This window comes from Maritimibacter alkaliphilus HTCC2654 (genome assembly GCF_000152805.1).
Taxonomy (GTDB): domain Bacteria; phylum Pseudomonadota; class Alphaproteobacteria; order Rhodobacterales; family Rhodobacteraceae; genus Maritimibacter; species Maritimibacter alkaliphilus.
The window spans coordinates 1,276,921-1,302,871 of sequence record NZ_CH902578.1; the positions used below are offsets into that span (position 1 = coordinate 1,276,921).

The 25,951-nt window shown below is 64.1% G+C and carries 23 protein-coding genes; 8 read left to right on the top strand and 15 right to left on the bottom strand.

From position 1 onward, the window contains the following. Nucleotides 1–29: 29 nt before the first annotated feature. The 4 genes from RB2654_RS07290 to RB2654_RS07305 all read right to left on the bottom strand — a co-directional run bounded on the left by RB2654_RS07290 (nucleotide 30) and on the right by RB2654_RS07305 (nucleotide 3,700). Nucleotides 30–857, bottom strand: a complete 828-nt coding sequence (locus tag RB2654_RS07290; RefSeq protein ID WP_040884542.1) for an ABC transporter permease — start codon at nucleotides 855–857, stop codon at nucleotides 30–32. After that, nucleotides 857–1,684 carry an ABC transporter permease gene (locus tag RB2654_RS07295; protein WP_008330061.1) on the bottom strand — a complete coding sequence of 276 codons (828 nt, stop codon included), beginning with the start codon at nucleotides 1,682–1,684 and terminating at the stop codon, nucleotides 857–859. The genes RB2654_RS07290 and RB2654_RS07295 overlap by 1 nt, the downstream gene beginning before the upstream one ends. A 9-nt stretch (nucleotides 1,685–1,693) precedes the next feature. Continuing rightward, nucleotides 1,694–2,761 (bottom strand): quaternary amine ABC transporter ATP-binding protein, encoded by a 1,068-nt coding sequence (locus tag RB2654_RS07300; protein ID WP_008330063.1) that lies wholly within the window; start codon nucleotides 2,759–2,761, stop codon nucleotides 1,694–1,696. Between the two features lie 84 nt (nucleotides 2,762–2,845). After that, entirely contained in the window at nucleotides 2,846–3,700 is an 855-nt protein-coding gene (locus RB2654_RS07305; RefSeq protein WP_008330065.1) for a glycine betaine ABC transporter substrate-binding protein, read from the bottom strand. Nucleotides 3,701–3,916: 216 nt separating this feature from the next. Here RB2654_RS07305 and RB2654_RS07310 point away from each other — a divergent pair, with 216 nt between their 5' ends. Further along, nucleotides 3,917–4,861 (top strand): LysR substrate-binding domain-containing protein, encoded by a 945-nt coding sequence (locus tag RB2654_RS07310; RefSeq protein WP_161600683.1) that lies wholly within the window; start codon nucleotides 3,917–3,919, stop codon nucleotides 4,859–4,861. On the opposite strand, the gene RB2654_RS07315 is transcribed toward RB2654_RS07310, so the two are convergent. The 5 genes from RB2654_RS07315 to RB2654_RS07335 form a co-directional block, all read right to left on the bottom strand. Then, nucleotides 4,858–5,880 carry an MDR/zinc-dependent alcohol dehydrogenase-like family protein gene (locus tag RB2654_RS07315; protein WP_008330068.1) on the bottom strand — a complete coding sequence of 341 codons (1,023 nt, stop codon included), beginning with the start codon at nucleotides 5,878–5,880 and terminating at the stop codon, nucleotides 4,858–4,860. The genes RB2654_RS07310 and RB2654_RS07315 overlap by 4 nt on opposite strands. Next, nucleotides 5,877–7,349: an aldehyde dehydrogenase gene (locus RB2654_RS07320; RefSeq protein ID WP_008330070.1), complete on the bottom strand. Its 1,473-nt coding sequence runs from the start codon at nucleotides 7,347–7,349 to the stop codon at nucleotides 5,877–5,879. The genes RB2654_RS07315 and RB2654_RS07320 overlap by 4 nt, the downstream gene beginning before the upstream one ends. A gap of 8 nt (nucleotides 7,350–7,357) precedes the next feature. Then, nucleotides 7,358–8,227 (bottom strand): dihydrodipicolinate synthase family protein, encoded by an 870-nt coding sequence (locus tag RB2654_RS07325; RefSeq protein WP_040884546.1) that lies wholly within the window; start codon nucleotides 8,225–8,227, stop codon nucleotides 7,358–7,360. Nucleotides 8,228–8,238: 11 nt separating this feature from the next. After that, nucleotides 8,239–9,558, bottom strand: a complete 1,320-nt coding sequence (locus tag RB2654_RS07330) for an NAD(P)/FAD-dependent oxidoreductase (protein ID WP_008330074.1) — start codon at nucleotides 9,556–9,558, stop codon at nucleotides 8,239–8,241. A gap of 164 nt (nucleotides 9,559–9,722) precedes the next feature. Continuing rightward, complete coding sequence (locus tag RB2654_RS07335) at nucleotides 9,723–10,277, bottom strand: helix-turn-helix domain-containing protein (protein WP_040885530.1); 555 nt, start codon at nucleotides 10,275–10,277, stop codon at nucleotides 9,723–9,725. Nucleotides 10,278–10,485: 208 nt separating this feature from the next. On the opposite strand from RB2654_RS07335, the gene RB2654_RS07340 reads away from it, so the two are divergent. The 3 genes from RB2654_RS07340 to RB2654_RS07350 all read left to right on the top strand — a co-directional run bounded on the left by RB2654_RS07340 (nucleotide 10,486) and on the right by RB2654_RS07350 (nucleotide 15,824). Next, a complete protein-coding gene (locus RB2654_RS07340; RefSeq protein WP_008330078.1) occupies nucleotides 10,486–12,933 on the top strand; it encodes a GcvT family protein in 2,448 nt (815 codons plus the stop codon). Between the two features lie 37 nt (nucleotides 12,934–12,970). Next, on the top strand, nucleotides 12,971–14,350 hold the full coding sequence (tpa, locus tag RB2654_RS07345; RefSeq protein ID WP_040884548.1) for a hypotaurine--pyruvate aminotransferase Tpa: 1,380 nt from the start codon (nucleotides 12,971–12,973) through the stop codon (nucleotides 14,348–14,350). 277 nt (nucleotides 14,351–14,627) lie between these two features. Beyond that, nucleotides 14,628–15,824, top strand: coding sequence for a thiolase family protein (locus tag RB2654_RS07350; protein ID WP_008330082.1), 1,197 nt, complete (start codon nucleotides 14,628–14,630; stop codon nucleotides 15,822–15,824). Between the two features lie 223 nt (nucleotides 15,825–16,047). Here RB2654_RS07350 and RB2654_RS07355 read toward each other — a convergent pair whose 3' ends face one another. The 3 genes from RB2654_RS07355 to ribB form a co-directional block, all read right to left on the bottom strand. Continuing rightward, the gene (locus tag RB2654_RS07355) at nucleotides 16,048–16,425 is read right to left on the bottom strand and encodes a glutathione S-transferase N-terminal domain-containing protein (RefSeq protein ID WP_008330084.1); all 378 of its coding nucleotides are present in this window, start codon (nucleotides 16,423–16,425) and stop codon (nucleotides 16,048–16,050) included. Nucleotides 16,426–16,609: 184 nt separating this feature from the next. Then, nucleotides 16,610–18,445, bottom strand: a complete 1,836-nt coding sequence (locus RB2654_RS07360) for a feruloyl-CoA synthase (RefSeq protein WP_008330086.1) — start codon at nucleotides 18,443–18,445, stop codon at nucleotides 16,610–16,612. After that, nucleotides 18,442–19,593 carry a 3,4-dihydroxy-2-butanone-4-phosphate synthase gene (gene ribB, locus RB2654_RS07365; RefSeq protein WP_008330087.1) on the bottom strand — a complete coding sequence of 384 codons (1,152 nt, stop codon included), beginning with the start codon at nucleotides 19,591–19,593 and terminating at the stop codon, nucleotides 18,442–18,444. The genes RB2654_RS07360 and ribB overlap by 4 nt, the downstream gene beginning before the upstream one ends. Before the next feature lie 544 nt (nucleotides 19,594–20,137). Between ribB and RB2654_RS07370 the strand changes: the two genes are divergently transcribed. From RB2654_RS07370 to RB2654_RS22335, 4 genes are all read left to right on the top strand, one after another. Continuing rightward, nucleotides 20,138–21,391, top strand: a complete 1,254-nt coding sequence (locus RB2654_RS07370; protein ID WP_008330089.1) for an acyl-CoA dehydrogenase family protein — start codon at nucleotides 20,138–20,140, stop codon at nucleotides 21,389–21,391. Between the two features lie 23 nt (nucleotides 21,392–21,414). Beyond that, nucleotides 21,415–22,206: an alpha/beta fold hydrolase gene (locus tag RB2654_RS07375; RefSeq protein ID WP_008330090.1), complete on the top strand. Its 792-nt coding sequence runs from the start codon at nucleotides 21,415–21,417 to the stop codon at nucleotides 22,204–22,206. A gap of 91 nt (nucleotides 22,207–22,297) precedes the next feature. After that, nucleotides 22,298–22,792 (top strand): flavin reductase, encoded by a 495-nt coding sequence (locus RB2654_RS07380; protein WP_008330092.1) that lies wholly within the window; start codon nucleotides 22,298–22,300, stop codon nucleotides 22,790–22,792. A gap of 69 nt (nucleotides 22,793–22,861) precedes the next feature. Continuing rightward, complete coding sequence (locus tag RB2654_RS22335; RefSeq protein ID WP_008330093.1) at nucleotides 22,862–23,533, top strand: GntR family transcriptional regulator; 672 nt, start codon at nucleotides 22,862–22,864, stop codon at nucleotides 23,531–23,533. 10 nt (nucleotides 23,534–23,543) lie between these two features. On the opposite strand, the gene RB2654_RS07390 is transcribed toward RB2654_RS22335, so the two are convergent. Genes RB2654_RS07390 through RB2654_RS07400 form a run of 3 tightly spaced genes read right to left on the bottom strand, consistent with a single transcriptional unit; the run spans nucleotide 23,544 to nucleotide 25,950 of the window. Continuing rightward, a complete protein-coding gene (locus RB2654_RS07390; RefSeq protein ID WP_008330094.1) occupies nucleotides 23,544–24,248 on the bottom strand; it encodes an ABC transporter ATP-binding protein in 705 nt (234 codons plus the stop codon). Beyond that, nucleotides 24,245–24,994, bottom strand: a complete 750-nt coding sequence (locus RB2654_RS07395) for an ABC transporter ATP-binding protein (RefSeq protein ID WP_008330096.1) — start codon at nucleotides 24,992–24,994, stop codon at nucleotides 24,245–24,247. Before RB2654_RS07395 ends, RB2654_RS07390 begins: the two co-directional genes overlap by 4 nt. Further along, entirely contained in the window at nucleotides 24,991–25,950 is a 960-nt protein-coding gene (locus RB2654_RS07400) for a branched-chain amino acid ABC transporter permease (protein ID WP_008330098.1), read from the bottom strand. Before RB2654_RS07400 ends, RB2654_RS07395 begins: the two co-directional genes overlap by 4 nt. Nucleotide 25,951: the final 1 nt, after the last annotated feature.

Below are 25,951 nucleotides of genomic sequence, written 5' to 3' on the forward strand. Positions count from 1 at the left end.
GTGTCGTTGGCCCGAGCGGCGACGTGGCCTTACGCCTTGCGCCGGCCCTGAAGCGCGCCGCGCGACAGGCGGTCGAGCAGAAGGGCAACCGCGACGATAGCCAGTCCGGCGCGCAGGCCAAGGCCCATCTCCATTCGGGTCAGGCCCCGCGTCACCTCGGCGCCCAGCCCCCCTGCCCCGACCAGACCGGCCAGAACGACCATGGCCAGCGACAGAAGGATGCACTGGTTCAGCCCGACGACAAGCGTGGGGGTCGCGGCGGGAAGTTCGATCTTGAACAGGATCGTGCGCGGCTTGGCCCCGATCGCCTGCCCCAGTTCCTTCAGATCCGTCGGCACGCCGCGAAACGCGAGTGTCGTCAGGCGCAGCATCGGCGGCACCCCATAGACGATGGTCGCGATGACGGCGGGCACGGTTCCGAGACTGAAGATGATCACAGCCGGGATCAGATAGACCCAGGGCGGCACGGTCTGCATCGCGTCGAGTATGGGGCGAACCACCGCCTCGAGCCGGCGGTGACGCGCCGCGTAAATTCCAAGCGGAAACGCGATGCCGACGGCGATGGTCACGGCCACCAGCACCAGCGCGATGGTCTGCATCGAGGCGTCCCACAGGTCCATGACCCAGCAATAGGCAAGGCAGAGCGCCGCCAGAATGGCCGTTTTCACGCCGCCCAGGGCATAGCCCGCGACCGCGACCAGCGCGATCAGAACGAAGGGCGGCGGCAGCAGGAACAGCCATTCGATCCCGCCCAGCACTGCCTCGATCACATCGGTAATGACAGCGAAAAGCGGGTGGAAGTTGGCGTTCAGCCAGTCGACGGCGGGGGCGAGAAAGGCACCGGGATCGAGACGCATCATCTTTTCCTCGCGGCCGATTGCGTTATGCGGTCCAGCACCATGGTCAGCACGACGATGGCGATTGAGGCGTTGATCGAAGTCGCGATGTCCAGCGTGCGGATCGCGCCATAGATCGTTTCGCCCAAGCCGCCCGATCCGACGATCCCGGCGATCACGACCATGCCGAAGGCCATCATCAGGCTCTGGTTGATCCCCGCCATGATCGACGGAACCGCGAAGGGAAGCCGGATCTTGAAGAACATCTGGCGCGTGGTGACGCCGGACGCCTGCCCCAGCTCGATGAACTCGTGCGGCGTCTCGCGAATGCCCAGCGATGTCAGCCGGATCGCCGGAGGCATCGCGACGATGACGGTTGCGGCCAGCGCGGTCGCGGGGCCGTAGCCCAGAAGCGCAATCGCGGGAAGAAGGTAGATATAGGGCGGCATCGTCTGGATCAGGTCCAGCGTCGGCATGAGCGCCCGGTCGAGCCGCGGAAAGAGACCCGCGAGGATCCCCACCGGAAGGCTGATGGCCAGCGCGATCACGCTTGCGGCGAAGACGAGTGCCAGCGTCTCCATCGTTTCGGCCCAAAGCCCCATGGCATAGCAGGCCGCAAGGGCAAGTGCGGTGACGATCCCCGGCACAAGGCCGATCATCCGCCACGCGGCAAGGCCAAGAACCACCGCGACCGCATAGAACGGCGCGGAGATCAAAGCCCAGAGCACACCGTCATAAAGACCCTCGAGCGCGTAGCGGGCCGCGTCGAACAGAAATGCCGCGTTGTCGGTAAGCCAGTACAGGATGTCGTCCACCTGCCTGTCGAAGCTATCAACGAAATCTTCCATGATGGCCGCTCAAGCCTCCGCGCCGATGGGGTCCGTGCCCGCCTCGCCGCGCACACCCAAAAGCAGGTTGCGCACCGACACCACGCCGACCACGCGCCCGTCCTCTTGGACGGCAAGCGCGTCGGCGGACGTTTCGGTGATCTGGGCGATCAGGGCGTCGATGTCGGCTTCGGGGTCGCAGCGCGGCAGATCGTCGACGGGTCCGTCCCAATCGACCACCGGCACCATCACCGAATGGGCCTTGATCAGATGCAGGCGGGAAATGCCGGCGACGAAATCAGCGACGTACTGATCCGCCGGGTTCATCACGATGTCCTCGGCGGTGCCGACCTGAATAAGCGCGCCGTCCTTCATGATCGCGATCCGGTCACCGATGCGGATGGCTTCGTCCAGATCGTGGGTGATGAAGACGGCGGATTTACCAAGCTCTTTGGTCAGCTGGCGGAACTCGTCCTGCAACTGCCGCCGGATCAGCGGATCGAGCGCCGAGAAGGGTTCGTCCATCAGAATGATCTCGGGGTCGGCGGCCAGCGCACGGGCCAGCCCGACGCGCTGCTGCATCCCGCCCGAAAGCTCGGACGGATAGTGCTTGGTCCAGTCCGACAGCCCGACCTTGGCAAGGGCGGCGGCGGCGGCGCGGTTGCGCTCGTTGCGGGGGATGCCCTGCACCTCAAGCCCGAACGCCGCGTTCTCAAGCACATTGCGCTGGGGCAGCAGGGCGACGCTTTGGAACACCATGCCGATATGCTCGGCGCGGGTCCGGCGCAGCGCGGCGGCGTCCATCTTGGAGATGTCCTGCCCCTTGACCAGAACCGTGCCGAGGCTGGGTTCGATCAGGCGGTTGAGAAGCCGGATCAGGGTCGATTTGCCGCTTCCCGACAAGCCCATGATGCAGAAAATCTCGCCCCGGTGAACCTGAAGGCTCGCGTCCGAAACCCCGACCACACAGCCGAAATCACGCAGGATGTCACGCTTGGACAGACCTTGCGCGGTGATCGCCTCGATCGCTTCGGCGTTGCGTTCACCGAACACTTTCCACACCGATTGGCAATCGATCAGAACTTCCGCATTTTCCATGTGTGCCCCTGTCATGTCTTGTCGCCCGAACGCAGGCCCGATTGGAAAAAGGGCCGCAGACACGCGGCCCTTTTCATGTGTCGATCAGTCGTGCGACTTGATGTTTTCCCAGCGCGACAGAAGGTCGGCGTGGGCGTCAAGCCAGTCGGACACGGCCTGATCCATGGTCTGCCCATCCTTGACGGCGGCGTTCATGGCGGTGATGTCCTGAAGCGGCAGATAGACCGAGGCGATGGCTTCACGCGCGCCGGGCTTGGCGGCCGAGAACACGTCCTGCGCGATCCAGTAGTAGGTCTGGGGCGGGGCGAAGATGCCTTTGGGGTCGGCCAGGAACTTGGTGTTATACTTCTGCACCATCCAAGACGGCTCCCACAGCGTGACGGCGATCCATTCTTCGCGGTCCACGGCGGCCTTGAGCGCAGCGGTCATGCCCGCGGTGCTGCCCTCGATCAGTTTCAGGTCGAGCTCGTACGCGTCGACCACCTCGGCGGCTTCGCGCATCAGGCCCGAACCCGGCTCGAGCCCCACGATCTTGCCGTCGAATTTGTCGGCGTTCTCGTTCAGCTCTTCGATTGAGTCGATGGTCACGTATTTCGGCACGGCGATCGCCTGATACAGCCCGTGCGACACCGGCGAGATCTTTTCGAGCCGGTTCTTGTTGCGGCTCCAGTAGTCGTGCGCGACGTAGTCTACGTGCGAGGTCAGAACCTCGATGTCGCCCTTGGCGAGCGCGGCATAGGCGATGCCCCATTCCGAGAACTCGGTCACTTCGACCGTATATCCGTGATCTTCCAGAACACGTTTGGTGACCCCGGTGATCGGCGTCAGGTCTTCCCACGCCAGAGTGCCCATCTTGATGACATCGTCTTGGGCGACCAGCGGCGTCGCCAGTCCCAAAGCCATCGCGCTGGCCGTCAGGGTTTTCAACAATCCACGCATTTTCAACCTCCATGCTGTTTGCGGCGCTTTTGTTCTTGGCCTGCAAGGTATCACGCGGGGGCGTTTGACCGGCGTCGAAAAAAGGCGGCAATTCATAAATTGAGCTTATGGGTATTGTGCGGATCGTTCTGATCTGTATCGTTTTGAATGAGAAAAATGGGCAGAACGCCGTTTCGCTTCATTGATGAAATCTATGTAAAGACCAAGGGGGACCGCATGTCCGAAACACTGAGGCGTCAGATTTCGTCACCCGGCGCCCTGATCGCCTTCGAGGCTGCGGCGAGGCTGGGAAGCTTCGGAAATGCGGCGACGGAACTGAACGTCACGCAGCCGTCGATTTCCTATCAGGTCAAGAACCTTGAAAAGCACATCGGCACCCAGCTGTTCGAGCGGCGGGGGCGCGCCGTGGCCCTGACCGAGGAGGGCAAGATCCTGTTCCGCGCGGTCGAGCGCGGGTTTGCCGAAATACAGGTGGGGCTTGCCCAGATCGCGCAGCGCGCGAACGAGCATCTGGTGACGCTGTGCGTTTCGTCCTCGGCGGCCGCGCATTTCCTTTTGCCGCGTCACCCCGTGCTTTCGGCGGCGCTGCCGGACGTGGACCTCAGCCTCAAGATCATGAGCCGGGACATCAACCCCGCCGCCGAGAATGCCGACTTCGCGATCCGGCTGGGTCACGGGGACTGGGAGGATCTGACGGCGTGGCGGCTGTTCGACGAAGTGTATTTTCCGCTCTGCGCGCCAGACTTTTTTGAGGGCCGCACGTCGGGCGTGTCGCTGGACGAGCTGAAGGGGCGCAACCTTCTGTTCCTGCGCGAACGGTTCCGGTCGCGCGACGACTGGAAAACCTTTTTTGCCGAGGCCGGGGCGCCTGCACTGAACGTCCATGCGCGGATGACCTTCTCGGACCAGCAGACGCTGCTTCAGGCGGCGGTGGCCGGACAGGGGATCGGTCTGGGGTGGATGGGGATGACCGACGGGTTTCTGAACGATGGCTCGCTCATCAACCCGACGGGCATTCAGATCAGAACCGACCGCGCGTTCTACCTTGTCACGCCCAAGTCGACCACGCTCACCGCGACGGCGGAGCGGTTCCGCGATTGGATCGTGGCGCAGGGGGCCGAGATTCAGGCGCGGATGGCCGAGGGGGACGGCCCGGCCTAGGGGACGAGCGCGGTGTGCACGAGGCCCCCGGCCTGTGTGGCGGCGTGGTCGATGGCCTGCGCCACGTCGCCGAGCGCGAAGCACCGCGCGGTAAAGACCGACATGTCCAGAACCCCGCTGTCGATCATGGCGATCACCTGTTCCAGATCCGCCTTCGTGAACCAGTAAGATCCGATCACCGCGTTGCTGTTGCGCATGAGCGCCCCGGCGTCGAGCATGAGCGGCGACGACAACCCCCCGACGAAGGCCGCTTTCGCGAACCGGCGCAGGCGACCGATCAGGGCCGCGCTGATGGCCCCGGCCTCCCCCGAGGCGCAGTCGAGAACAAGGTCGAGAGCCGGGCCGTTGCCATCGGTGCTGGACGCGATCCGCGCAGGGTCCAGCGCCACGAGCGCGCCAAGCCGGTCAGTGCTTCGACCGACCACTTCGATGCGCGCGGCCCCCATCGCAAGGGCGAGGACCGCAGCGCTCGCCCCGACCACGCCGCTGGCGCCATTGATCGCGATCCGCATCCCGGGCCGGAAGCCCGCTTCGCGCAGACCCCGCAGCGCGGTGCCGAGCCAGCCGATCCGGCACAAAAGCGTAGGCGCGATGGACCAATTCGGCAGGGGCGTGAAACAGGTGGCGGGGGCGTGGATGAATTCAGCAAAGCTGCCGTTGGGCCAGTCGGCCATCGGCCCCTTTGCCCCCTCGCCCAGCCCGAAACACCCGAGAAAACCGTGGTCCGGCGAGGGATCGTCCGCCGAGCGGCTTCCGGTGAAGGCGTCGAAATACACGCGCTGGCCCGGTTCAAGATCGCCCTGCGCCGCATCGACGATGCCGATGGCGCATTGACCGGGCGTGAAGGGGCGCGGGGGCGTGGTCCAGGCGCCCCAAGGCAGCGCCCCCATGTAAGAAGCGACCATGGCCGCCTCCATCCGCACGACGGCAGCCCCCGGCGCACAGTCGGGTTTCGCAACCTCGCAGACGGCGAAATCGGCGTCGCCTTCGCGGATCTGAACGGCGGTCATCCGGGTCATGCGAGATCGAACCAGATCGTCTTGAGCTCGGTATACTGTTCATGCGCGTGGATGCCGTTGTCACGGCCTCCGAACCCGGATTCCTTCATCCCGCCGAACGGCGTCGAAATCTCGCCCTCGCTGTAGCTGTTCACCGAGACCGTTCCCGCGTGAAGGCGGCGTGCGACCCGGTGCGCGGTCCGCACGTCCGAGGAGTAAAGCGTCGCCGCCAGCCCATAGGCGCTGTCGTTCGCAAGCTCGACCGCGTGATCGTCGCTGTCGGCGCGGGTGACGGTCACCACGGGTCCGAAAATCTCTTCGCGGAAGATGGTCATGTCCGGCGTCACCTCGGCAAAGATCGTTGGCTGGAACGACAGCCCCTCGCCCGGCTCGCCCCCGGTGACCAGCCGCGCGCCTTGCGCCTTTCCGGTCTCGACCAGCCCGGACACCTTGGCGAAATGGGCGTCGCTGACCAGCGGGCCGTTCTGGGTTTTCGGGTCGAGCGGATCCCCGATCACCCACGTCTTCGCCTGTTTCGCAAGCTCGTCGATCAGCGCGTCATAGACCGAATGATGCGCGATGATCCGGCTGTTCGCGGTGCAGTTTTCGCCCATGTTCCAGAAAATCGCGCCCGCCTGAATTTCCGCGATCTTGGGAATGTCGCGGGCATCTTCCAGCACGACCGCCGCGCTTTTCCCGCCCATCTCAAGGCAGACTTCCTTCATGTTCGACTGGGCCGCGTAGGTCAGGAAGCGCCGCCCCGTTTCGGTCGATCCGGTGAAGGTCAGCGCATCGACATCGGGATGACGGCCCAAGGGCTCGCCCACGTCCGGGCCTATCCCGGTCACGATGTTCAGAACGCCGGGCGGCACCCCGGCCTGAAGCGCAAGCTCGCCCAGCCGCAGCGCGGTCAGGCTGGTTTCTTCGGCGGGCTTCACGATCACGCTGTTGCCGGTGGCCAGCGCGGGGCCGATCTTCCACGCCATCATCATCAGCGGGAAGTTCCACGGCAGAACGGCGGCGACCACCCCGATCGGTTCACGCACGATCAGGCCAAGCGCGTCGGGCGCGCTGGGGGCGATCTGGTCGTAAAGCTTGTCCTGCGCTTCGCCGTGCCAGCGGATGCAGTTCGCGGTTTCCGGCACGTCGATTGTGAGGCAGTCGGTGATCGGCTTGCCGGCGTCCAGCGCCTCCATCACGGCGAGTTCGGTCACGTTGTCTTCGATCAGGTCGGCAAGCCGGGCGAGCACGGCCTTGCGCGCGCTCGGATGCAGGTCCGACCACACGCCCGCGCGAAACGCCGCGCGGGCCGAGGCGACCGCCGCATCCACGTCTTCGGCGGCGCAGGCGGGCAGTTGGGCCAGCGTGCGCCCGGTGGCCGGGTCGAGGGTGGCGAAGGTCGCGCCCGAGGCGGCACCGCGCCACTCCCCGCCGATCAGGATCTTGGACGGCAGGGACAGCTTTTCGGCAATCTTGTGATACTCGGACATGGCGCGGCTCACGACAGCGGGGCGAGCGTGGCCAGCATCTCGGCGCGCATCTCGTCGCTGATCTGTTGCAGCGGCGCGCGCACGTAACCGTGGCCGAACCCCCGATGTTGGGCGGCGGCCAGCACGCATTGCACATAGCGATGCGACCAGACGTACAGAAGCGAGGGCAGCATCTTGCCCCACAGCTCGAGCGCGGCGTCGTACTCCTTGGCGGTCACGAGGTCGTAAAGGCGCACCGCTTCGTGCGGCATATAGTTCGCGGCGCCCCAGATCGTGCCGACGGTGCCCGCCATCATGGCGTAGACCGTCGTGGGATCGGCGCCGTTCAGAACCTTGCAGTCGGTTTGCAGGTAGGCCTGATGAACGGAAAGATCCCCGCCGCTGTCCTTGATGTAATTGTAGTTTTCAAGCTGCGACAGACGCTTGAGCAGTTCGGGCGATACCGAAAGGCCGGTGGCCTGCGGGATGTTGTAGCCCACGATATCAACCCCGACCGCCGCATCGATGGTGCGGTAGAATTCGAAGATGCCGTCGTCGTCGTCCGGCCCTTCGAGGTAGGGCGGCAGGATCATGAGCGCATCGGCCCCGATGCTTTCGGCATGGCGCGAGCGGCGCACGACCTCGTCCATGTTCAGCGCCGAAGTCTGGCAGATCACGTTGCACCGGCCACCCACGCGCTTGATCCCCTTTTCGTAAAGCTCGTTGGCTTCCGCTTCCGTCAGATACGGATGCTGCCCGGTGCCCGCGCCCAGCACCAGCCCGTGGATACCGGCGTCGATGTAGGCGTCGATCAGGCGATCCCATTCCGCGAAATCAATCGAGCCGTCCGCGCGGAACGGGGTCTGCATCGCAAGGTTGATGCCAGCGAGATTAGCCATGTGAAGCTCCTTCAGGTTTCTTTGCCGGCCCGCAAGAACCGCCATTTGGTTGTGGCCCGCACGCCGATTTCGGTCAGCCACGCGGGGTAGCCACGGTTGGGTTTGGTACGGGCATTCAGAATGTCGATGGAGCGCGAGCTTTGGCCCAGCCCTAGCTCGGCCAGCGCCTTGCCGAAGCCCGTGCCGCGCGCGACCCCGGTGCCGTTGCAGAAGGCGGCGCCATAGACCCGGTCGGCCAACTGGCCGAACACCATCCCGCCGTTCTCGGCCATGGTCAGAAGCCCGCCCCAGCTGTTCTCGTAGCCAATTGGGGCAAGGTCGGGATACCGGCGGCGGAACGCCTCTTCGTGATGCGTCTTGGCGTAATCCACGTCGCTCTGGCGCGAGCGGAACCCGCGGGCATAGGAATAGACGTTGCGCAGGAAAAGCCGGTTGTCGTTCGTCAGCCGCATCGTCGTGCCGAAGCTTTCCGCCGGGATCACGCCGAACGGGCCGCTCGCCCCGACCTGCGCCAGTTCCGAGGGCGTCAGCTGCCGGGTCATCGAGGCATAGGTGTATACCGGGATCGCCGTCTTGTCGTAAAAGCCGCTCTTGGTCAGGTACGCCGCGTTGCAAAGGAACACTTTGCGCGCCCGAATCTCGCCGCCGGAGGTCTGGCAGACGTGCTGCTGTGGGCGGTAGTCGATGTCGGTCACTTGCGTCTTTTCGTAAACGGTGACGTTCTCGGGCAGCGCCGCGACCATGTTGACCAGATACTTCGCGGGTTGCATCAGCACGGTGCCGGGGGTGTGGATCGCCGCAAAGTAATGCTTGGACCCGGTGCGCGCCTGAATCTCATCGCGGTCCAGCCAGGTGTGCGGCTTTCCGATCTGGGTCAGCGCGGTCGACATTTCCTTGAGGCAGTCGTTGCCGCGCGGCGTGGCGGCGGCGTGGTATTTCCCCGACGGATCCCAGTCGCAGTCCACGCCCAGACGTTCGACCGCGTCGCGCAAATAGTCGATGCCTTCGACGTTGACGTGATACTCTTCCTCGTTGCCCTTCTGGTCCTCCGCGAAGTGCTTGTTGCGGGGGTTGTGGGCAAGGTCGATGGCGAACCCGGCGCAGCGTCCGGCCGCTCCGTCCCCGATGCGGCCCGCGTCCACCAGCACCACCCGCGCCTCGGGGTCGAGTTCGCCAAGCCGGCGCGCGCAGTGCAGGCCCATCCAGCCGCCACCGATGACAAGGTGATCGCAGTCAAGATCGGCGCGAAGGGTGTTTGCGGGCGGGCGTGGACCAAGGGCGGCGAACCATCCCGATTTGGTCGGCTCCATATGGACAGGCATGATTTTCATGGGCGCACCAGGCTTTCGTTACGCCGCTGACACTACATCGGCCCGGCCCGTCGCCCCATGCTGGAAAAATCACCTCACCCATAAATACAGCTTATGGATATTCCGCCTATTAAGGCGTTTTGGCCGCCAAAAGATCAGGTTTATCTATGAAATGTTCCGGCAGGTCAGTAGATCGGCGGTGATACGACCCAGATCACCACGGCAGGCTCGGACCCGTCGTTGCGCCAGGCATAGGGTGCGCCCGCGAACTGGAAACTGTCGCCGGGGTACAGGTGAACTTCGGTCCCCCCGATCCACATCGTCAGCGCGCCCGAGATCAGCACGCCGCCGTCCTCGGTTGGCCGGGCCTTGCGCGGATCGCCGCTGGACGCGCCCGGCGCGAACACCGAGCGGATCATCTCGAAACTTCCGGAGAGGGTCGGAGACAACAGCTCCTCGACCAGCCCGCTTTCGTCCGAACCGATGGTGGGCCGATCCGCCGCCCTCAGGACAAGGCCCTGTTCCTCGGGGGCGCGCCGGGACGAGCGGAAGAAGAAGCTGATGTTGACGCCCAACAGGTCGGCAAGCTGTTCCAGATCGCGCACCGAAGGCGTCGTTCGCCCGCGCTCGACCTGACTGAGCCAGCCGACCGACCGCCCCGCCGCGCCCGCAAGCTGGGCCAGCGTCATCGCGCGGGTCTTGCGCAACGACCGGATGTCTTCGCCAACGTGATGTGCCACGGCGTTACCCCATTTTTCGCCCAAGCTGCCGATCTTGCCGGAAAAATTCAACGTGGAATGACGACTCAAGACATAAATTAGCTGCGCGGTTCATTCAAAAATGAAAAAATCATTAGATTTTTCATTTTCGTATAGCTAGCACTGTGAAAGTTGCGCGAGTCGCCCTGCGCTTGCCAGCCTGACCACACCTGCCCGAGAGGACGTGACCATGACCGAAGTTCCCAGCAAAGCCCGCGTCGTCATTATCGGCGGTGGTATCTCGGGCTGTTCCGTTGCCTATCACCTTGCCAAGCTTGGCTGGACGGACATCGTTCTGTTGGAACGCAAACAGTTGACCTCCGGCACCACATGGCACGCCGCCGGGCTTGTCGGCCAGTTGCGGGCGAGCCAGAACATGACGCGGCTCGCCAAGTATTCGACCGATCTTTACGGCAAGCTGGAAGAGGAAACCGGGCTGGCCACCGGGTTTCGTCAGTGCGGCTCGATCACTGTCGCCTTGACTGAAGAGCGGCGTGAAGAGATTTTCCGGCAGGCCGCACTGGCCCGCGCCTTCGGCATCGACGTGAACGAAATGTCGCCCGCCGAGGTGCTTGAGCGGTTTCCGCATCTTGAGATTTCCGATGTCGTTGCCGGGGTGCACCTGCCCAACGACGGTCAGGCCGACCCCGGCAACATCGCCCTGGCGCTGGCCAAGGGTGCGCGGATGCTGGGCGCGAAGATCATCGAGAACGTCAAGGTGTCCAAGGTCGTCACCAAGGATGGCCGTGTCACCGGCGTGGAATGGGAAGCAGGCGACGACACGGGCCAGATCGCGACCGAGAACGTCGTGAACTGCGGCGGCATGTGGGGCCGCGACTTCGCCGCCCAGAACGGCGTGACCCTGCCGCTTCATGCCTGCGAGCATTTCTATATCGTGACGGAAAACATCCCCGGCCTCGCCCAGCTTCCGGTTCTGCGCGTGCCGGACGAGTGTGCCTATTACAAAGAGGACGCGGGCAAGCTGCTGCTTGGCGCGTTTGAGCCCAAGGCGAAGCCGTGGGGCATGAACGGGATTCCCGAGGATTTCTGCTTCGACCAGCTTCCCGAAGATTTCGACCACTTCGAGCCGATCCTTGAAAAGGCCGTGTCGCGGATGCCGCTTTTGGGCGAGGTCGGTATTCACACCTTCTTCAACGGACCCGAAAGCTTCACGCCGGACGACCGTTATTATCTGGGCGAAGCGCCCAATATTGCCGGGTATTGGATGGCCGCCGGGTACAACTCGATCGGGATCGTCTCGTCGGGGGGTGCCGGCATGGCGCTGGCGCAGTGGATGCACGACGGCGAACCGCCCTTCGATTTGTGGGAGGTCGATATTCGCCGGGCGCAGCCGTTCCAGATGAACCGCCGCTATCTGAAGGAACGGGTCAGCGAGACGCTGGGCCTGCTTTATGCCGACCATTTCCCCTATCGTCAGATGGCCACCTCGCGCGGGATCCGGCGCTCGCCGCTGCATAACCACCTCAAGGCACGGGGCGCGGTCTTCGGTGAGGTCGCGGGATGGGAGCGGGCGAACTGGTTCGCAAACGAGGGCCAGACGCCAGAGTACGAATACAGTTGGAAGCGGCAGAACTGGTTCGACAACCAGCGGGCCGAGCACATGGCCATGCGCGAAGGTGTCGGGCTGCTCGACATGACCAGTTTCGGCAAGATCCGGGTCGAGGGGCGCGATGCGCTCGCCTTCCTGCAACGGCTTTGCGCCAACGATATGGACGTCGCGGTGGGGCGGATCGTCTATACCCAGATGCTCAATGGCCGGGGCGGGATCGAGTGCGACCTGACCGTCACGCGTCTGTCGGAAACCGTGTTCTTCCTTGTCGTGCCCGGTGCCACGCTGCAACGCGATCTGGTCTGGTTGCGGCGTCATCTGGGCGATGAATGGGTGACGATCACGGACGTCACCGCGAGCGAAGCGGTGATCCCGATCATGGGGCCGCGGGCGCGCGACCTGCTCGCGCGGGTGTCCCCGAACGATCTGTCGAACGACGCGCATCCTTTTGGCATGGCCCGCGAGATCGAGATCGGCATGGGTCTGGCCCGTGCCCACCGCGTGACCTACGTGGGCGAACTGGGGTGGGAGCTTTACGTTTCGACCGATCAGGCCGCGCATGTGTTCGAAGCGATCGCGGAGGCGGGGGCCGATGTCGGCCTGAAACTGTGCGGGCTTCATGCCATGGACAGCTGCCGGATCGAAAAGGGCTTTCGTCACTTCGGCCACGACATCACCGATGAGGATCACGTGCTCGAAGCCGGGCTTGGGTTCGCGGTCAAGACGGACAAGGGCGATTTTATCGGCCGGGACGCGGTTCTGAGCAAACGCGAGGCGGGGCTGGACCGCCGGATGCTGCAATTCAAGCTGACCGATCCCGAACCGCTTCTGTTCCATAACGAGCCGATCCTGCGCGACGGCAAGATCGTGAGCTTCCTGACCTCGGGCAACTACGGTCACGCGCTTGGCGGGGCGATCGGGCTGGGCTACGTGCCCTGCGCGCCGGGAGAGACGGGGGCCGACATGCTCGCCTCGTCCTACAGCATCGACGTGGCGGGGCGCACCGTTGCCGCCGAGGTCAGCCTTGCGCCCATGTATGACCCGAAATCAACCCGCGTGCGGGCCTGACGCCCGCCCCTCGCCCCTTTCAGACGTGGAGACGACCATGACACAGACCGACACACGCAACGATCTTTCCGCCGTCGTCGCCGCCGACCGCGCGCATGTCTGGCACCACCTGAGCCAGCACAAGCCGTTTGAGACGACCGATCCCCGCGTTTATGTCGAGGGCAAGGGGCTGACCCTGTGGGACGCGACGGGGCGCGAATTTCTGGATGCCGTTTCGGGCGGGGTCTGGACCGTGAACGTGGGCTACGGGCGCGAAAGCATCGCGGATGCGGTGCGCGATCAGCTGGTGAAGCTGAACTATTTCGCAGGCGCCGCCGGGACCGTGCCGGGCGCGCTTTTCGCCGAGCGGCTGATCGAAAAGATGCCGGGTCTCAGCCGGGTCTACTATTCCAACTCCGGGTCCGAGGCGAACGAGAAGGTCTATAAGATGGTGCGCCAGATCTCGCACCGTCATCACGGGGGCAAGAAGTCCAAGATCCTCTACCGCGAACGCGACTATCACGGCACCACCATCGGCACGCTGGCCACATCGGGCCAGAAGCAACGTGCCGAGCAGTACGGCCCGTTCCCCGAAGGCTTCGTCGAGGTGCCGCATTGCCTTGAATACCGCGCCCAGTGGGATACGGCAGGGTACGGACGCCGCGCGGCGGATGCCATCGAAGAGGTCATCCTGCGCGAAGGGCCCGAGACGGTCGGGTGCCTCGTGCTCGAACCCGTCACCGCAGGCGGCGGCGTGATCGTGCCGCCCGAAGGTTACTGGCCGCGCGTGCAGGAGATTTGCCGCACGTATGACATTCTTCTGCATATCGACGAGGTGGTCTGCGGCCTTGGCCGGACCGGAACCTGGTTCGGGTATCAGAACTTCGGGATCGAGCCGGATTTCGTGACCATGGCGAAAGGCGTGGCCTCCGGGTACGCCGCCATCGCCTGTACGGTCACGACGGAAGCCGTGTTCGATCTGTTCAAGGACGACGCCGCCGATCCGCTTGGGCATTTCCGCGATATTTCAACCTTCGGCGGCTGCACGTCCGGCCCTGTCGCCGCGCTGGAAAACATGCGGATCATCGAAGACGAAGGTCTGCTTGAGAACACGAAAGCGATGGGCGCGCGGTGTCTGGCCAACCTTCGCGATCTTATGGACCGCCATCCGGTCATAGGCGACGTGCGCGGCATGGGTCTGTTCTGCGGGGCCGAGCTTGTGGTGGATCGCGCAACGAAAGAGCCGATGGACGAAGCGCGGGTTCAGGCCGTCGTGGCGCATTGCCTGTCGCAGGGCGTCATCATCGGGGCGACCAACCGTTCGCTTCCGGGCTACAACAACACGCTGTGCCTGTCTCCGGCCCTGACCGTGACCGCCGCCGAGATCGACCGCATCACCGGCGCGATCGACGCGGCCCTGACGGCTGTCTTTGGGTAATGTGCGCCGTTGGCCTCGCCAGAAAGATCGCCCTACGAGAAAACCAAACATGCGCCATCGACCTGCCCTCGGTCACAAATTATTGCAAGATATTGCATAAATGGCATTATAGCGCAGGAATCGATTCTCTCCACATTGCGACGATTGAGCTTCGTTGTCGGCGGGAAAAGATGACTGACGCGCCCGGCCCTTGAGTCCGGCGCTTTCTTCGTCCTGTCGAGCCGAGCGTCATGCGCGCTCGATTTGCGGGACGGCCGAGGACGCAAAGGAAACGCTCATGACCGCTTTCATCCCCTACGGTGCCTATTGGTCCACCCCCTTCGCCCGTTGGCAGGGCTCTTTCGCCCATCTCCATTCCATCGAGTTCGCGGCTCATGTAACCAAGTCGGCGCTTGCAGAACGTGACATCGGCGTCGAAGCGTTCGATTTCGCAGCCTATGGCCTTACGGTGCCGCAATACCGCAGTTTCTACGGCACGCCGTGGTTCACGGCGATGATCGGGGCGACCCACCTTGCAGGACCGACGGTGAACCAGGCCTGTGCGACCGGCGCCCGCCTTCTATCGACAGCGATGGGTGAAATGGCGACATCTGGGGTTCAGACCGCTTTGATCGCCAGTGGTGATCGGACATCGAACGGACCCCATGCCTATTACCCGGCCCCGGACAAGCCGGGCGGCACCGGCATCGGCGAAAACATCGTGATGGAAAGCTTCAATCGCGATCCCTTTGCCAAATGCGCGATGGTGGACACGGCCGACAACGTCGCACGGAAGGTCGGGATCACAACCGAGGAACAGCATGAGGTGGCCGCCTATCGGGCGGCCCAATACGAAGATGCGCTCAAGGACGACCGCGCGTTCCAGAAACGCTACATGGCGGCCGCGTTCGCCGTGCCCGACGCCGGGTTTCGTAAGACGATCAAGACTTTGAACGGTGACGAAGGCATATATCCCTCGTCGCCCGAAAAGATGGCTTCGCTCAAGCCGGTGATGCCTGACGGGTCGGTGACGTTCGCCGGACAAACGCATCCGGCCGACGGCTCGGCGGCCCTCGTCGTCTGCGCGACCGAGGACCGTGCGCGCGCTCTGGGCAAGCCGGGCGGGCCGATCATCGAAGTGCTGGCGGTGGCGCAAGGTCGCGACGACGTGGCCCATATGCCAGCAGCCCCGATCCGCGCCGCGCATCGGGCATTGGATCTGGCTGCACTCACCATCGACGACATCGACGTAATCAAGTCGCACAATCCGTTTGCCGTGAACGACATCGCCTTCGCACGTGCCTTCGACCTCGACTGGAAGAAGATGAACAACTTCGGTTCGTCCCTCGTCTGGGGCCATCCGCAGGGCCCGACCGGCCTGCGCGCCCTGATCGAAATGATAGAAGAGCTTGAGATCCGCGGCGGAGGATCCGGGTTGTTCCAAGGCTGCGCTGCCGGAGACAGCGCAATGGCCGTGATCCTGAAGGTTCGCTGATGCAAGTGTGGTCCGCCGGTTCCTGAGGGATCCGGCGGCAAAAAAGACGACGGGAAAGGCCGTCCGGTCGCGCCGCTTCGGTGCCAGAGAGAGCGTCGGACGCGAATTTTGCGTTTATTTGTTCAGGGCAATTTCGGACCTCACATTTCGGGATGCTCGACAGCGTGAGCCGCTGTTCGCGGCCCGTCTGAGGCCGCGTCCCTGCTGACGCACAGGCGCCGGGTCAGGCCGAAGCGGCGGCCTGTTTCAGCGCGGCGTTCTCGCGCCACAGGGTCATGGCCAGACTGAAGGCCCCGTTCACGTAGTTCTGGTAAACCGCCATCTGGCCAGCCTGCTTGCCCGAAAGCGTCTCGAGCTTGGCGATGATGTCGTCCGATTCATTGATGAAGCTGCCCGGGGCCATCTGCGCGGCGGGGAAGGACACCTTATCGAGGTGGCCGGACAACTCGGATTTGACCTGCGTCTCGCCCTCGGTGCCTTCGCTGAAATCCCGAACCGTCACCTGATCCGCGCTGCCCGATTCCAGCACGAAGATGCGGACCTTCAGGCAGAAGGGGCAGTCTTCTTTCAGATAAAGAACAGGTTTGAAATCGTCGCTCATCTTTTCGTTTCCTTTTAGGGCGCAGCCGCACGAGGCCACGGTCAGGGCTATGCGGTGCGCGGTGCGGCCTTGTGGGGCGCGCACCGCGCGGGGAACGGGCGACGCGAGGAAGGACGGCGGCCCGCTCGTTCGGTGCCGCACCATCGGGTGCGGCGGTGTTTCGGTGATGATCCAGCGCGGCAGGTCAGGCCGCCGGGTAGATATTCCCCTCGTCCTCGCCAAACAAATGCTCGACCTCGCCCTCGCGGTTCTCAAGGATCTGCCGCTGGTTGAGATAGGCTTTGTCCGTGATCTCGCCCGTGTCCGGGTTGGGCGGCGCGACAAGGAACCGGGCGCGTTTGGCGTGCATCGAAGACCCGGATTGCGCCGCTTTCAGCGCCTTCAGCCCCTCGCGCACCTGCGCGCGCACGGCATCCGTGGCAAGCACATCGGCCAGCGGCGCGCCCTCGGCCAGACCGGCGATGCGGCGGCAGGCAGGTTCGTTCGGGATCAGAAGAAACCCGACCTCGTCGCGGTTGTGACCGGCCACCACGATGTCCTGCACGCAGGGGCTGAGATGGTCGATCGCCGTCACCCGCAGACTGCCAACCGACACCCATGTTCCCGTCGTCAGCTTGAAATCCTCGACGACGCGGCCATCGAAGAACAGACCCTTGGACGGATCATCCGGGTCGGCCAGCCGCAGCGCGTCGCCCATCATGTAAAAGCCTTCCTCGTCGAACGCCTCGCGCGTCTTTTCCGGGTTCTTGAAATACCCCGGCGTGATGTTCGGCCCCTTGACCCGCACTTCGAGCTTGGTGCCGTTCGGCACCAGTTTCAGTGTCACGCCCGGCACCGGCAGGCCGATGTTGGCAACGCTGTCCACGGGGAAATGGCAGTGCGTCGCAAGCGGCGCAGTTTCGGTCGATCCCCAGGCGGTTGCGACCGGCAATTCGCGCCCCGTCGTCTCGGCCGATTGGCGGCGCAGCTTGGTCCAGGTCGACGCCGGCAGAGCCGCCGCCGCGCACAGGCACACGTCCATCGCATAAAAGGCTTCGCGCAGTTCGGCATCTTCGTCCATCGCTTCGGTCAGGATCTCAAATCCGCGCGGCACGTTCAGCGCCATGTTGGGGCGCACGTCTTTGATGTTCGCGATGGTGCGCGCGATGATCCCCGGCGCGGGCTTGCCGTCGTCGATGTAAAGCGAGCCGCCGTTGCGCAGCACCATGTTGAAGGCGAAGTTTGCGCCGAAGGTATGGCTCCACGGCAGCCAGTCGACGATCACGGGCGGTTTGTCGCGCTGGTAGACCCAGATTTCCCGGTGCGCTTCCTGGTTCGAGGTCAGCATCCCATGCGTATTGATCACCGCCTTGGGCGTCCCGGTCGAGCCTGACGTGAACAGCAGCCGGGCAAGCGTATCCGGCCCGATCGCCGCGTTCGCACGGGCCACCGCGTCCTCGTCGTCGCGGCTGGCATTCTCGAACAGCGTGGCGTCCAGATCAACGTCGGTGTTTGAGGCAAGAAGAACGCCGGAATGGTGCGGTGCGATGGCGGCAAGCGCTTTGGCGTAAGCGGCGGTCGAGGATACGAACACCACCGCCGGGTCCAATAGCGTGACCATCGCTTTCAGCTTCGCGTGGTCGGACGAGATCAGCGAATAAGCGGTCGAAATGGTGGCGATGGGGATGCCGACGTGAAAGCTGGCCAGGGTCAGAAGCCCCAGATCGACCGCGTTTTCGGACAGGGCCAGAACCGGGCCAGCTTTGCCCTTGGTCTGTTCCAGCAGCCACGCGCCAAGCGTTTCGGCACGGGCGAGCGCCTGCGCATAGGTCAAGCTGCGCCAGCCGTCGCCCATGCGCTCGGCCAGAAACACGCGGTCGGGGTACGCTTCGGCCCCATCGACGAGCCAGTCGGTCACCCTCCCCGATGCGACCGGAAGCGAATAGCCGCTGCTCAGGTAGATCGTGCCGTCCTCGGCGGTGTGCGAGACCACGTTCGGCCCGGCAAACAGGCCGCCCTCGGCCGCTGTCATGTCGTTCATTGCTCTCTCCCCCAAATGCGCGGTCGCGCCGAAGCGCCGTGACCCGCTGTGAGTTTCACGTCTTCAAGGATTGTAAGTCCATAGCCCTGGATACCCGGCACGTCGTGATGCGTGTTGGTCAGAAGCCGCATGTCCCGCACCCCGAGCGCCGCCAGAATCTGCGCGCCGGTGCCATAGGCCCGCGCGTCCATCGCGACCGGGTGACCCAGCCGAACCTCGGCTTCGACCTCGTCCGGCCCGCCGGGGACAAGCAGGACCACGACGCCGGACCCGGCCTGTGAAATCTGCTCCATCGCGCGGCGCAGAACCGCCGAACCGGTGTCGCCCTGTCCGAGCAGATCCCTGACGATGGACAGGTGGTGCATCCGCACCAGCGTCGGCACACTATCGCGCACATGCCCCTTCTGAAGCGCAACGTGCGTCAGCCCCGATGCCGCGTCGCGGAAGCTCTTGACGGCCCATGTGCCGCCCACCTCAAGCTGCATCTCGGTCTCGGCGGTGCAGGTCACAAGGTGATCGTTCCGAAGCCGGTATTCGATCAGGTCGCGAATTGTGCCGATCTTCAGCCCGTGTTTGCGGGCGAACGGGATCAGGTCGTCCAGCCGCGCCATCGTTCCGTCGTCGTTCATGATCTCGCAGATCACGCCCGACGGCTCCAGCCCGGCAAGCTTCGCGATGTCGACAGAGGCTTCGGTATGCCCGGCCCGCACCAGAACGCCGCCGTCGCGCGCGCGCAGCGGAAAGACGTGACCGGGCGACGATATGGCCTCGGCCCCGTTCTGCGGGTCGATGGCGGCCCGAATGGTGCAGGCACGGTCGGCGGCGGAAATGCCCGTGGTCACGCCATGCCGAGCCTCGATCGACACGGTGAACGCGGTTTCGAACGGCGAGGCGTGGGTTTGCGGCATCGGAGCCAGCCCCAGCGCGTCGCACCGCGCCGCCGTCATGGCGAGGCAGATGAGGCCCCGGCCATGGGTGGCCATGAAATTGATCGCCTCCGGGGTCGCTTTCGCAGCCGGGATGACAAGGTCGCCCTCGTTTTCGCGGTCCTCGTCATCGACAAGAATGAACATCCGGCCATTGCGCGCCTCTTCGATGATGTCCTCAGCCGAGGCGAGCGGGGAAAAGGTGTCGGTGCCCATATACATGTCAGGCGCCCAGAGTCACGGGGCGGCCCGGCTTACCGGCCACGGATATGGGCCGCGCCGCGCGACCTTTTTCACACGTTGTCTGTTGGTGGTTCATCGCAATCCGCCCCTCCCCGAGCACAATTCGATCAGCGTCCTCCGGAGTCACTGATATATCTTTTGCTGCATTTCGTCCAGAATGAACTTCGCCCTCGCCGCACCGGAGGGCCTTGGCGTGATCTGTCACTTGCCAGCCTTCAGCCCTCAGCTCGACCCCGCTCGCGATGTGGGGCCCAGCCTGAAGCTGGGGCGAAACTTCTTAATTTCACCAATATTATATGGCTTTAAGGCCACCATTGCACCCGTCGACAAAACAGTCATCCGGCTCAACCCCGCCAAATCCGCCCAACACATTTCGCCGCCCTCAGAGGCGCGGCCCGCGCATCCCAGATGATCCTCACAAAAATTCCCTTTGCCGGAATCACCTTTATGATATATCAGTTTCGAAGTCCGGCACCGATGAGGAGTTCGCGCCGCCGGACAGAACAACTGGGAGGAATACCAAATGAATATTTCCGTTAGCGCAGACGCGCTGTCGGCCGATCTCGCACGCGAAAAGCAGGACCATCAGAAGATCGTCGATGACATCCTTGCGAAGGTCGAAGAGATCAGCGGCGCTCTGGAAGAAGAAGCCGCACCCTCGGAAGAACTTGGGAAACTGACGGACAAAGCCGTCGATCTTCTGTTCTCGACCGGGATGCCGCAGGCCTACATCCCCAAGGAACTGGGCGGCAAAGGACTTTTCCCCGGCGAAGCGCAATCGTTCCTGAGCCGCGTCGCCTATTACGACGGCTCGCTCGCCTGGGTGAACACGATCTTCGCCTGCGCCGGTCTGATGGTGTCCTACCTGCCCGAAGACGTGTCCGAAGAGCTGTTCTCGGGCGGCAAGCGGATTTCCTTCAGCGCCGTCAGCAACGGTCAGGGCACGGCGGTCAAGACGGATGACGGCTGGGTCGTGTCGGGTCGCTACCGCTATGCCAGTGCGATCAAGCACGCGACGCACGTCTTCATGCCCGCGATGAAGATCATCGACGGCAACCCGGTCCCGCCGCCCTTCGGCATGGGCTTTTTCCTGATCCCGATCGAGGCGGTCACGGATCGCGGCAACTGGGACACCATCGGTCTGCAAGCGACCGGCAGCGTGGACATCGAGGTCAAGGATCACCTGATCCCGCTCACCCATGAGGTCGACGTGATGTCGCCGCCAAAACGCGGTGGCCGCGCCGTGTCGGGCGGTATGAACGTTCTGATCCCGACCATGCATCTGGGCTTCGCCATCGGCACCGCCGAGCGTCTGCTGGACGAAATGAAGACCGTGGGCAACAAGAAGCCGCCGGTGCCGGGCGCGAAATCCATCGGCGAGAAAGACCCGTTCCGCATCGAATACGCCCACCATGCGATGAAAGCGGCAGCGGCCCGTGCGCTGGTCGACGACGTGATGGAAAGCGTGGACAACACCCTGCGCAAGGGCGAGCAGCTTTCGACCCGTCAAAGCACCATGCTGCGCGCGGTCAACATCCACGCCCACGACGTGGCCCGTGACATCGCCGAATGGGCGTTCCAGCGCGGCGGCGGCGATGCTCTGCGTGAAGGCCGGCTTCAGCGGATCATCCGCGACACGCTTGCCGGGTGTCAGCATTTCTTTGCGAACGACCAGAACTACGTGAACGTCGGCTTCGAACTGATGGGCGCGCCGGACGACCACATGTGGCTTGGCCTGTTCGACTTCGGTCCCATGCCGTCGGCGCCCGCAGCCTGATCGCCCACGAAAGGATACATGACATGAGTTTGGGTGAAAATTTCACGCGCGGCGTGGTCGAAGCTTTCGGCTACAAGATCCCCTATATCGAAGCTGGCGAAGGCGAGGTTCTGATCAGCCTTCCGGGCTCAGCGGGGCTTGAGCTGTCGACAGCCAAGGACGAGCTTGCCAAGTCCTATCGCGTCATCGAACTGGACCCGCCGGGCTGGGGCGAAACGACCCCGCTGGAGGGCCGGATGCGCCAACGCGACGTGGCCATCGTTCTGGCAACAGCCATTCAGGAGATGGGTATCGACAGTTACCACCTTTTGGGGACGTCGATGGGGGGCGCCAATGCCTATTGGCTCGCCTCGCAATATCCCGACCGGGTCAAGTCGATCATCCTCGAGGCGCCGATGCTGTTCACCGGCCCGGACGAGTTGATCGACCCCAGTGCGCTTCAGATGATTGAGGCGCTGGTGGGCGGGATGCCCATTCCAGATATGTCCGGCTACCCGGCCCCGCCGCCCCATCCCAACAAGCCGTGGGCGGACGAGGCGTTCTTTCGCGAACAGATGCGGCGGCGCTTTGTGATGATGGCCAAGTCGGACCATTCCTACGACGCGCTCGAGCTTCGGGCCTTCGCGCAGACGTCCGAGATCCCGACCCTGCTTCTGTTCGGAACCGAGGAAGAGATCCTGAACCAAGGCTACCCCGAGCATTTCAAATCGCTCGTGCGCGGCGGCAAGGTCAGTATTCTGGAGGGCGGGATTCACGACCTTCAGAACTCGGTCCCCGATGCGTTCGTGGCCGAAGTGAAAGCCCATATCGACTAAGCCAAAGGCCGGGGTGCGCGCGCTGCGCCCCGGCCACCCTGCCCCGCCTATCCAAGTGCCGGGCAGACCACTCCGATCAAAGGACTGTGCCGTGACCACGCCCGACATCGACCCCGCTCTGTTTCGTGACGCGATGAGCCGTCTGGCCGCGTCCGTGAACATCATCACGACCGAACATGACGGCACACGGCGCGGCTGCACGGCCACCGCCGTCTGTTCCCTGTCCGACACGCCCGCATCGCTTATCGTCTGCCTGAACCGGGGCAGCAGCACCGGGCAGCTTATTCAGGCCTCCGGCATCGTCGGCGTGAACCTGTGCGACAGCGCCGACAACGACACCGCCGCCCTGTTCGCAAGCAAGGCGGACGACAAGTTTCGCCCGGGCATGTGGGACGAGGGCGTGGTCACCGGCGCACCGCTCCTGCGCTCGGCAGTTGCCGGGTTCGAAGGCCGGGTGGTCGAGGCCAAGGCTTTTGGCTCCCACATCATCTTCATCGTCGAAATCGTCGCCGTGACGGTGGCCGATCAGGCGCGCGCGCCGCTTTTGTACCTGAACCGGGCCTTCGGGGCCTTTGCCGCGCACTGACCACCCGGCCCCCATCGGGCTCATCCCTTGAAGTCTTGCGCAATGTCGCGGATTTTGGGGCCGGACCCTATGGAAGGCTTCGCCCAGATGAACCTTGAGACCACCAAAATCAGCCTTGCCGAGCAATGCTACGAGCATATCCGCAAACTGATCCTTGACGGCGAAATCGAGGCGGGGTCGCGGTTCAACGAAAAGGAACTGATCGAACGGGTGGGTTTCGGGCGCACCCCGGTCCGCGAGGCACTGGCGCGGCTCGACATGGAAGGCATCATCCAGACGATGCCTCGCGCCGGTTACGTGCTGTCCAAGATAGACCTTGCCGCGATCGAGGATCATTTCCTCGTCTGGCGTTTCGTCGGCCCGAAAATCGTGCGCAAGGCGGCCGAGAATATCACCGAGGATGAGAAGAGCCTGCTCGAGAGATACTCGCGGGACATGTATGCCGGCACGGAGCTTGACGAATGGCTCCGCGTGTCAGCGATCATCTTCGACATCCTGACGGAAGCGACCCAGAGCCCCAACCTGACCTATATCAACCGCCGGTTGTCGTGCCAGATGCACCGCATTTACGGGCTGTATTTCCGTTCGGAACACGGTGAGCGGTGGCTGCGGGACCAGTCCGATTTTTTTCTGCGTGGCGACTGGACGGCCGACCCGGAACTGGCCGAGTTGCAGATGAAAGCCGCTATCCGCCACGCCTATATCGAGATTCGCGAGATGATCGCGGCCGCCGAAGACTAGCCCGCGCGACCTAGTGCGCCGCGATCCCCACGGCGCGCGACAGGATCGTGCCTTCGGCTTCCAGCGCGTCCGGTGTGCCGAGGAACGCGCAGCGCCCGCGTTCGATGACCATGACGCGGTCGCAGAACTCCAGCACGGTGCGGACATGCTGCTCGACCAGCACGCAGCCCAGCCCCTCGTCCGTCACCATGCGGCGCACCGCATCCATCACCGCGTGGGCAACGGTGGGCGACAGACCTTCGAGCGGCTCGTCCAGCATCAAAAAGCGCGGTGCGGTCATGATGGCGCGCGCGATCGACAGCATCTGCTGCTCGCCGCCCGACAGATCGGCGCCAAGGTTGCGCATCCGCTCGCCCAGTCGCGGGAACACCGCGACGGCATGATCCAGCCGCTCCGCATCCGCGCTGGCCGAAAGCAGGTTCTCGCGGACCGTGAGCGAACGGAACACATCGCGGGTCTGCGGCACCACGGCGACGCCAAGCTTGTTGCGCTGGAAGGCGGGGCGCTGGGTCACATCGGCCCCGCCCACCTCGACCGTGCCGCGATGCACCTTGGCGTCCCCCATCATCGCGCGCAGGATCGTGGTCTTGCCCGCCCCGTTGCGCCCAAGGATGCCCAGCTTTTCACCGGGGGCGACCCGGACCGAGATATCCTCGACCGCGACGGTGCGACCATAGCCTGCGTGAACGGCGTTCCATGCGATACTGTCCGTCATTCGTCCGCCTCTCCCAGATAGATGGCCCGCACATCGTCGTTCGCCGCGATCTCGTCCGTGGTGCCGGTGGCGAAGACGCCGCCGTTCACCAGAACGACGATACGCTCGGCGAAGCGGAACACGAGGTCCATGTCATGTTCGATGAACACCACGCCCAGATCGCTGGGCAGCCGTTCGATCGCGTCCATGATGATGTGGCTTTCGCTTTGCGGCACGCCCGCAGCGGGTTCGTCCAGAAGCAGAACGCGCGGCTGCATGACAAGGGCGACCCCCAGTTCGACCAACCGCTGCTCGCCGTAAGCCAGAAGCGTCACGGGACTATCGCGCCGATCCTGCATCTTGATGTCCGCGAGCACCCGCTCGACGTCGCGCTCGACCAGATCGGTGCGCGCGCGGCCCCAGCGCAGCTTCAGCCCGGCTTTGTGCTTTTGCACCGCCGCGACACGCAGAATATCGGCCACGGTCATGCTTTCGAACAGCCGGGTGATCTGGAACGTGCGGATCAGGCCGCGATGGGCGCGGTCCTGCTGCGACATGTGCGTGACGGTGTCGCCCCCGATCAGAACCTCGCCCGAGGACACGGGCAACGCGCCGCTCATCAGGTTGACGAGCGTTGTCTTGCCCGCCCCGTTCGGCCCGATCAGCGCCACGCGGTCGCCGGACGAGATCGCCAGATCGACGTTGTTGGTGACGTTCAGACCACCGAAGGATTTGGACAGGCTCCGGGTTTCAAGAAGCGCGCTCATGCCGGGGCCCTCCCACGCAGGCGGTTCACCAGCGCCTCGAGCCCGCCGAACAGGCCCTTGGGCAGGAAGAGGACGATGGCGACGAGGATCGCGCCGACGAACAGCATCCAGCGGACCGGGTCGATCTCGGCGGCATAGTGGTGGATCATCATAAAGACGAGCGCACCAAGCAGGCCGCCCCAAAGCCGTCCGGCCCCGCCCATCACCAGCATGACAAGAATGTCGGCCGAGAACGTGACGCTGAGCGAATGAAGGCCCACGACCTGCACCGTCTGCGCCGACAGCGCCCCGGCCAGACCGGCGATTGCGCCCGACAGCGTGTAAAGCGCGACCCGGTGGCCAAAGATGTTGCCGCCGAGCGTGGCGACCCGGTCGCCGTCATCGCGCACCGCCCGCACGGTCAGCCCGAAAGGCGAGGCGACGATGTGGCGCAAAAGGAGGAACACGAGCCACAGGACGACGGCGGCATACCAGAACGCGAGCCGTCCGTAGAAATCGAACTCGAACACCCCCAAAAGCGGCTTCATCACGATGCCATAGAGCCCGTCATCCCCCCCGGTCACGGCGCGGGACTTGTTCACGATCTCATACAGGATCTGCGTGATCGCGACGGTCATCATCAGGAAGGTCAGGCCATGCGACCGCATCAGCATCAGCGCCGAGAGGAACGCGATGGTCGCGCCCGCCAGCCCGCCGACGATCAGCCCGGTCAGCGGTTCGGCCCAGACATGCAACGCGTAAAGCGCAGCGCCATAGGCCCCCGCCCCGTACATCGCCGCATGACCCAGCGTGGCAAGCCCCGCGAAGCCCACGACAAGGTCGAGCGACAGAACGACCAGCGCGGTGATCGCGATCTGCGCCAGAAACGCCTGCTGGTTGGGAAAGATCAGGGCCAAAGCGACGGCGGCAAGCGGGATCACCGCCGCGGCGCCGATGGATCGGTGAAGGTTCGTCATG

Coding starts and splice junctions, on each gene's coding strand:
- RB2654_RS07400 (WP_008330098.1), bottom strand. CDS start 25,950: ATGACGAACCTTCACCGATCCATCGGCGCCGCGGCGGTGATCCCGCTT.
- RB2654_RS07395 (WP_008330096.1), bottom strand. CDS start 24,994: ATGAGCGCGCTTCTTGAAACCCGGAGCCTGTCCAAATCCTTCGGTGGT.
- RB2654_RS07375 (WP_008330090.1), top strand. CDS start 21,415: ATGAGTTTGGGTGAAAATTTCACGCGCGGCGTGGTCGAAGCTTTCGGC.
- RB2654_RS07350 (WP_008330082.1), top strand. CDS start 14,628: ATGACCGCTTTCATCCCCTACGGTGCCTATTGGTCCACCCCCTTCGCC.
- RB2654_RS07325 (WP_040884546.1), bottom strand. CDS start 8,227: ATGGCTAATCTCGCTGGCATCAACCTTGCGATGCAGACCCCGTTCCGC.
- RB2654_RS07295 (WP_008330061.1), bottom strand. CDS start 1,684: ATGGAAGATTTCGTTGATAGCTTCGACAGGCAGGTGGACGACATCCTG.
- RB2654_RS07315 (WP_008330068.1), bottom strand. CDS start 5,880: ATGACCCGGATGACCGCCGTTCAGATCCGCGAAGGCGACGCCGATTTC.
- RB2654_RS07300 (WP_008330063.1), bottom strand. CDS start 2,761: ATGGAAAATGCGGAAGTTCTGATCGATTGCCAATCGGTGTGGAAAGTG.
- RB2654_RS07305 (WP_008330065.1), bottom strand. CDS start 3,700: ATGCGTGGATTGTTGAAAACCCTGACGGCCAGCGCGATGGCTTTGGGA.
- RB2654_RS07355 (WP_008330084.1), bottom strand. CDS start 16,425: ATGAGCGACGATTTCAAACCTGTTCTTTATCTGAAAGAAGACTGCCCC.
- RB2654_RS07290 (WP_040884542.1), bottom strand. CDS start 857: ATGCGTCTCGATCCCGGTGCCTTTCTCGCCCCCGCCGTCGACTGGCTG.
- RB2654_RS07330 (WP_008330074.1), bottom strand. CDS start 9,558: ATGAAAATCATGCCTGTCCATATGGAGCCGACCAAATCGGGATGGTTC.
- RB2654_RS22335 (WP_008330093.1), top strand. CDS start 22,862: ATGGAAGGCTTCGCCCAGATGAACCTTGAGACCACCAAAATCAGCCTT.
- RB2654_RS07390 (WP_008330094.1), bottom strand. CDS start 24,248: ATGACGGACAGTATCGCATGGAACGCCGTTCACGCAGGCTATGGTCGC.
- RB2654_RS07310 (WP_161600683.1), top strand. CDS start 3,917: ATGTCCGAAACACTGAGGCGTCAGATTTCGTCACCCGGCGCCCTGATC.
- tpa (WP_040884548.1), top strand. CDS start 12,971: ATGACACAGACCGACACACGCAACGATCTTTCCGCCGTCGTCGCCGCC.
- ribB (WP_008330087.1), bottom strand. CDS start 19,593: ATGTATATGGGCACCGACACCTTTTCCCCGCTCGCCTCGGCTGAGGAC.
- RB2654_RS07340 (WP_008330078.1), top strand. CDS start 10,486: ATGACCGAAGTTCCCAGCAAAGCCCGCGTCGTCATTATCGGCGGTGGT.
- RB2654_RS07370 (WP_008330089.1), top strand. CDS start 20,138: ATGAATATTTCCGTTAGCGCAGACGCGCTGTCGGCCGATCTCGCACGC.
- RB2654_RS07320 (WP_008330070.1), bottom strand. CDS start 7,349: ATGTCCGAGTATCACAAGATTGCCGAAAAGCTGTCCCTGCCGTCCAAG.
- RB2654_RS07360 (WP_008330086.1), bottom strand. CDS start 18,445: ATGAACGACATGACAGCGGCCGAGGGCGGCCTGTTTGCCGGGCCGAAC.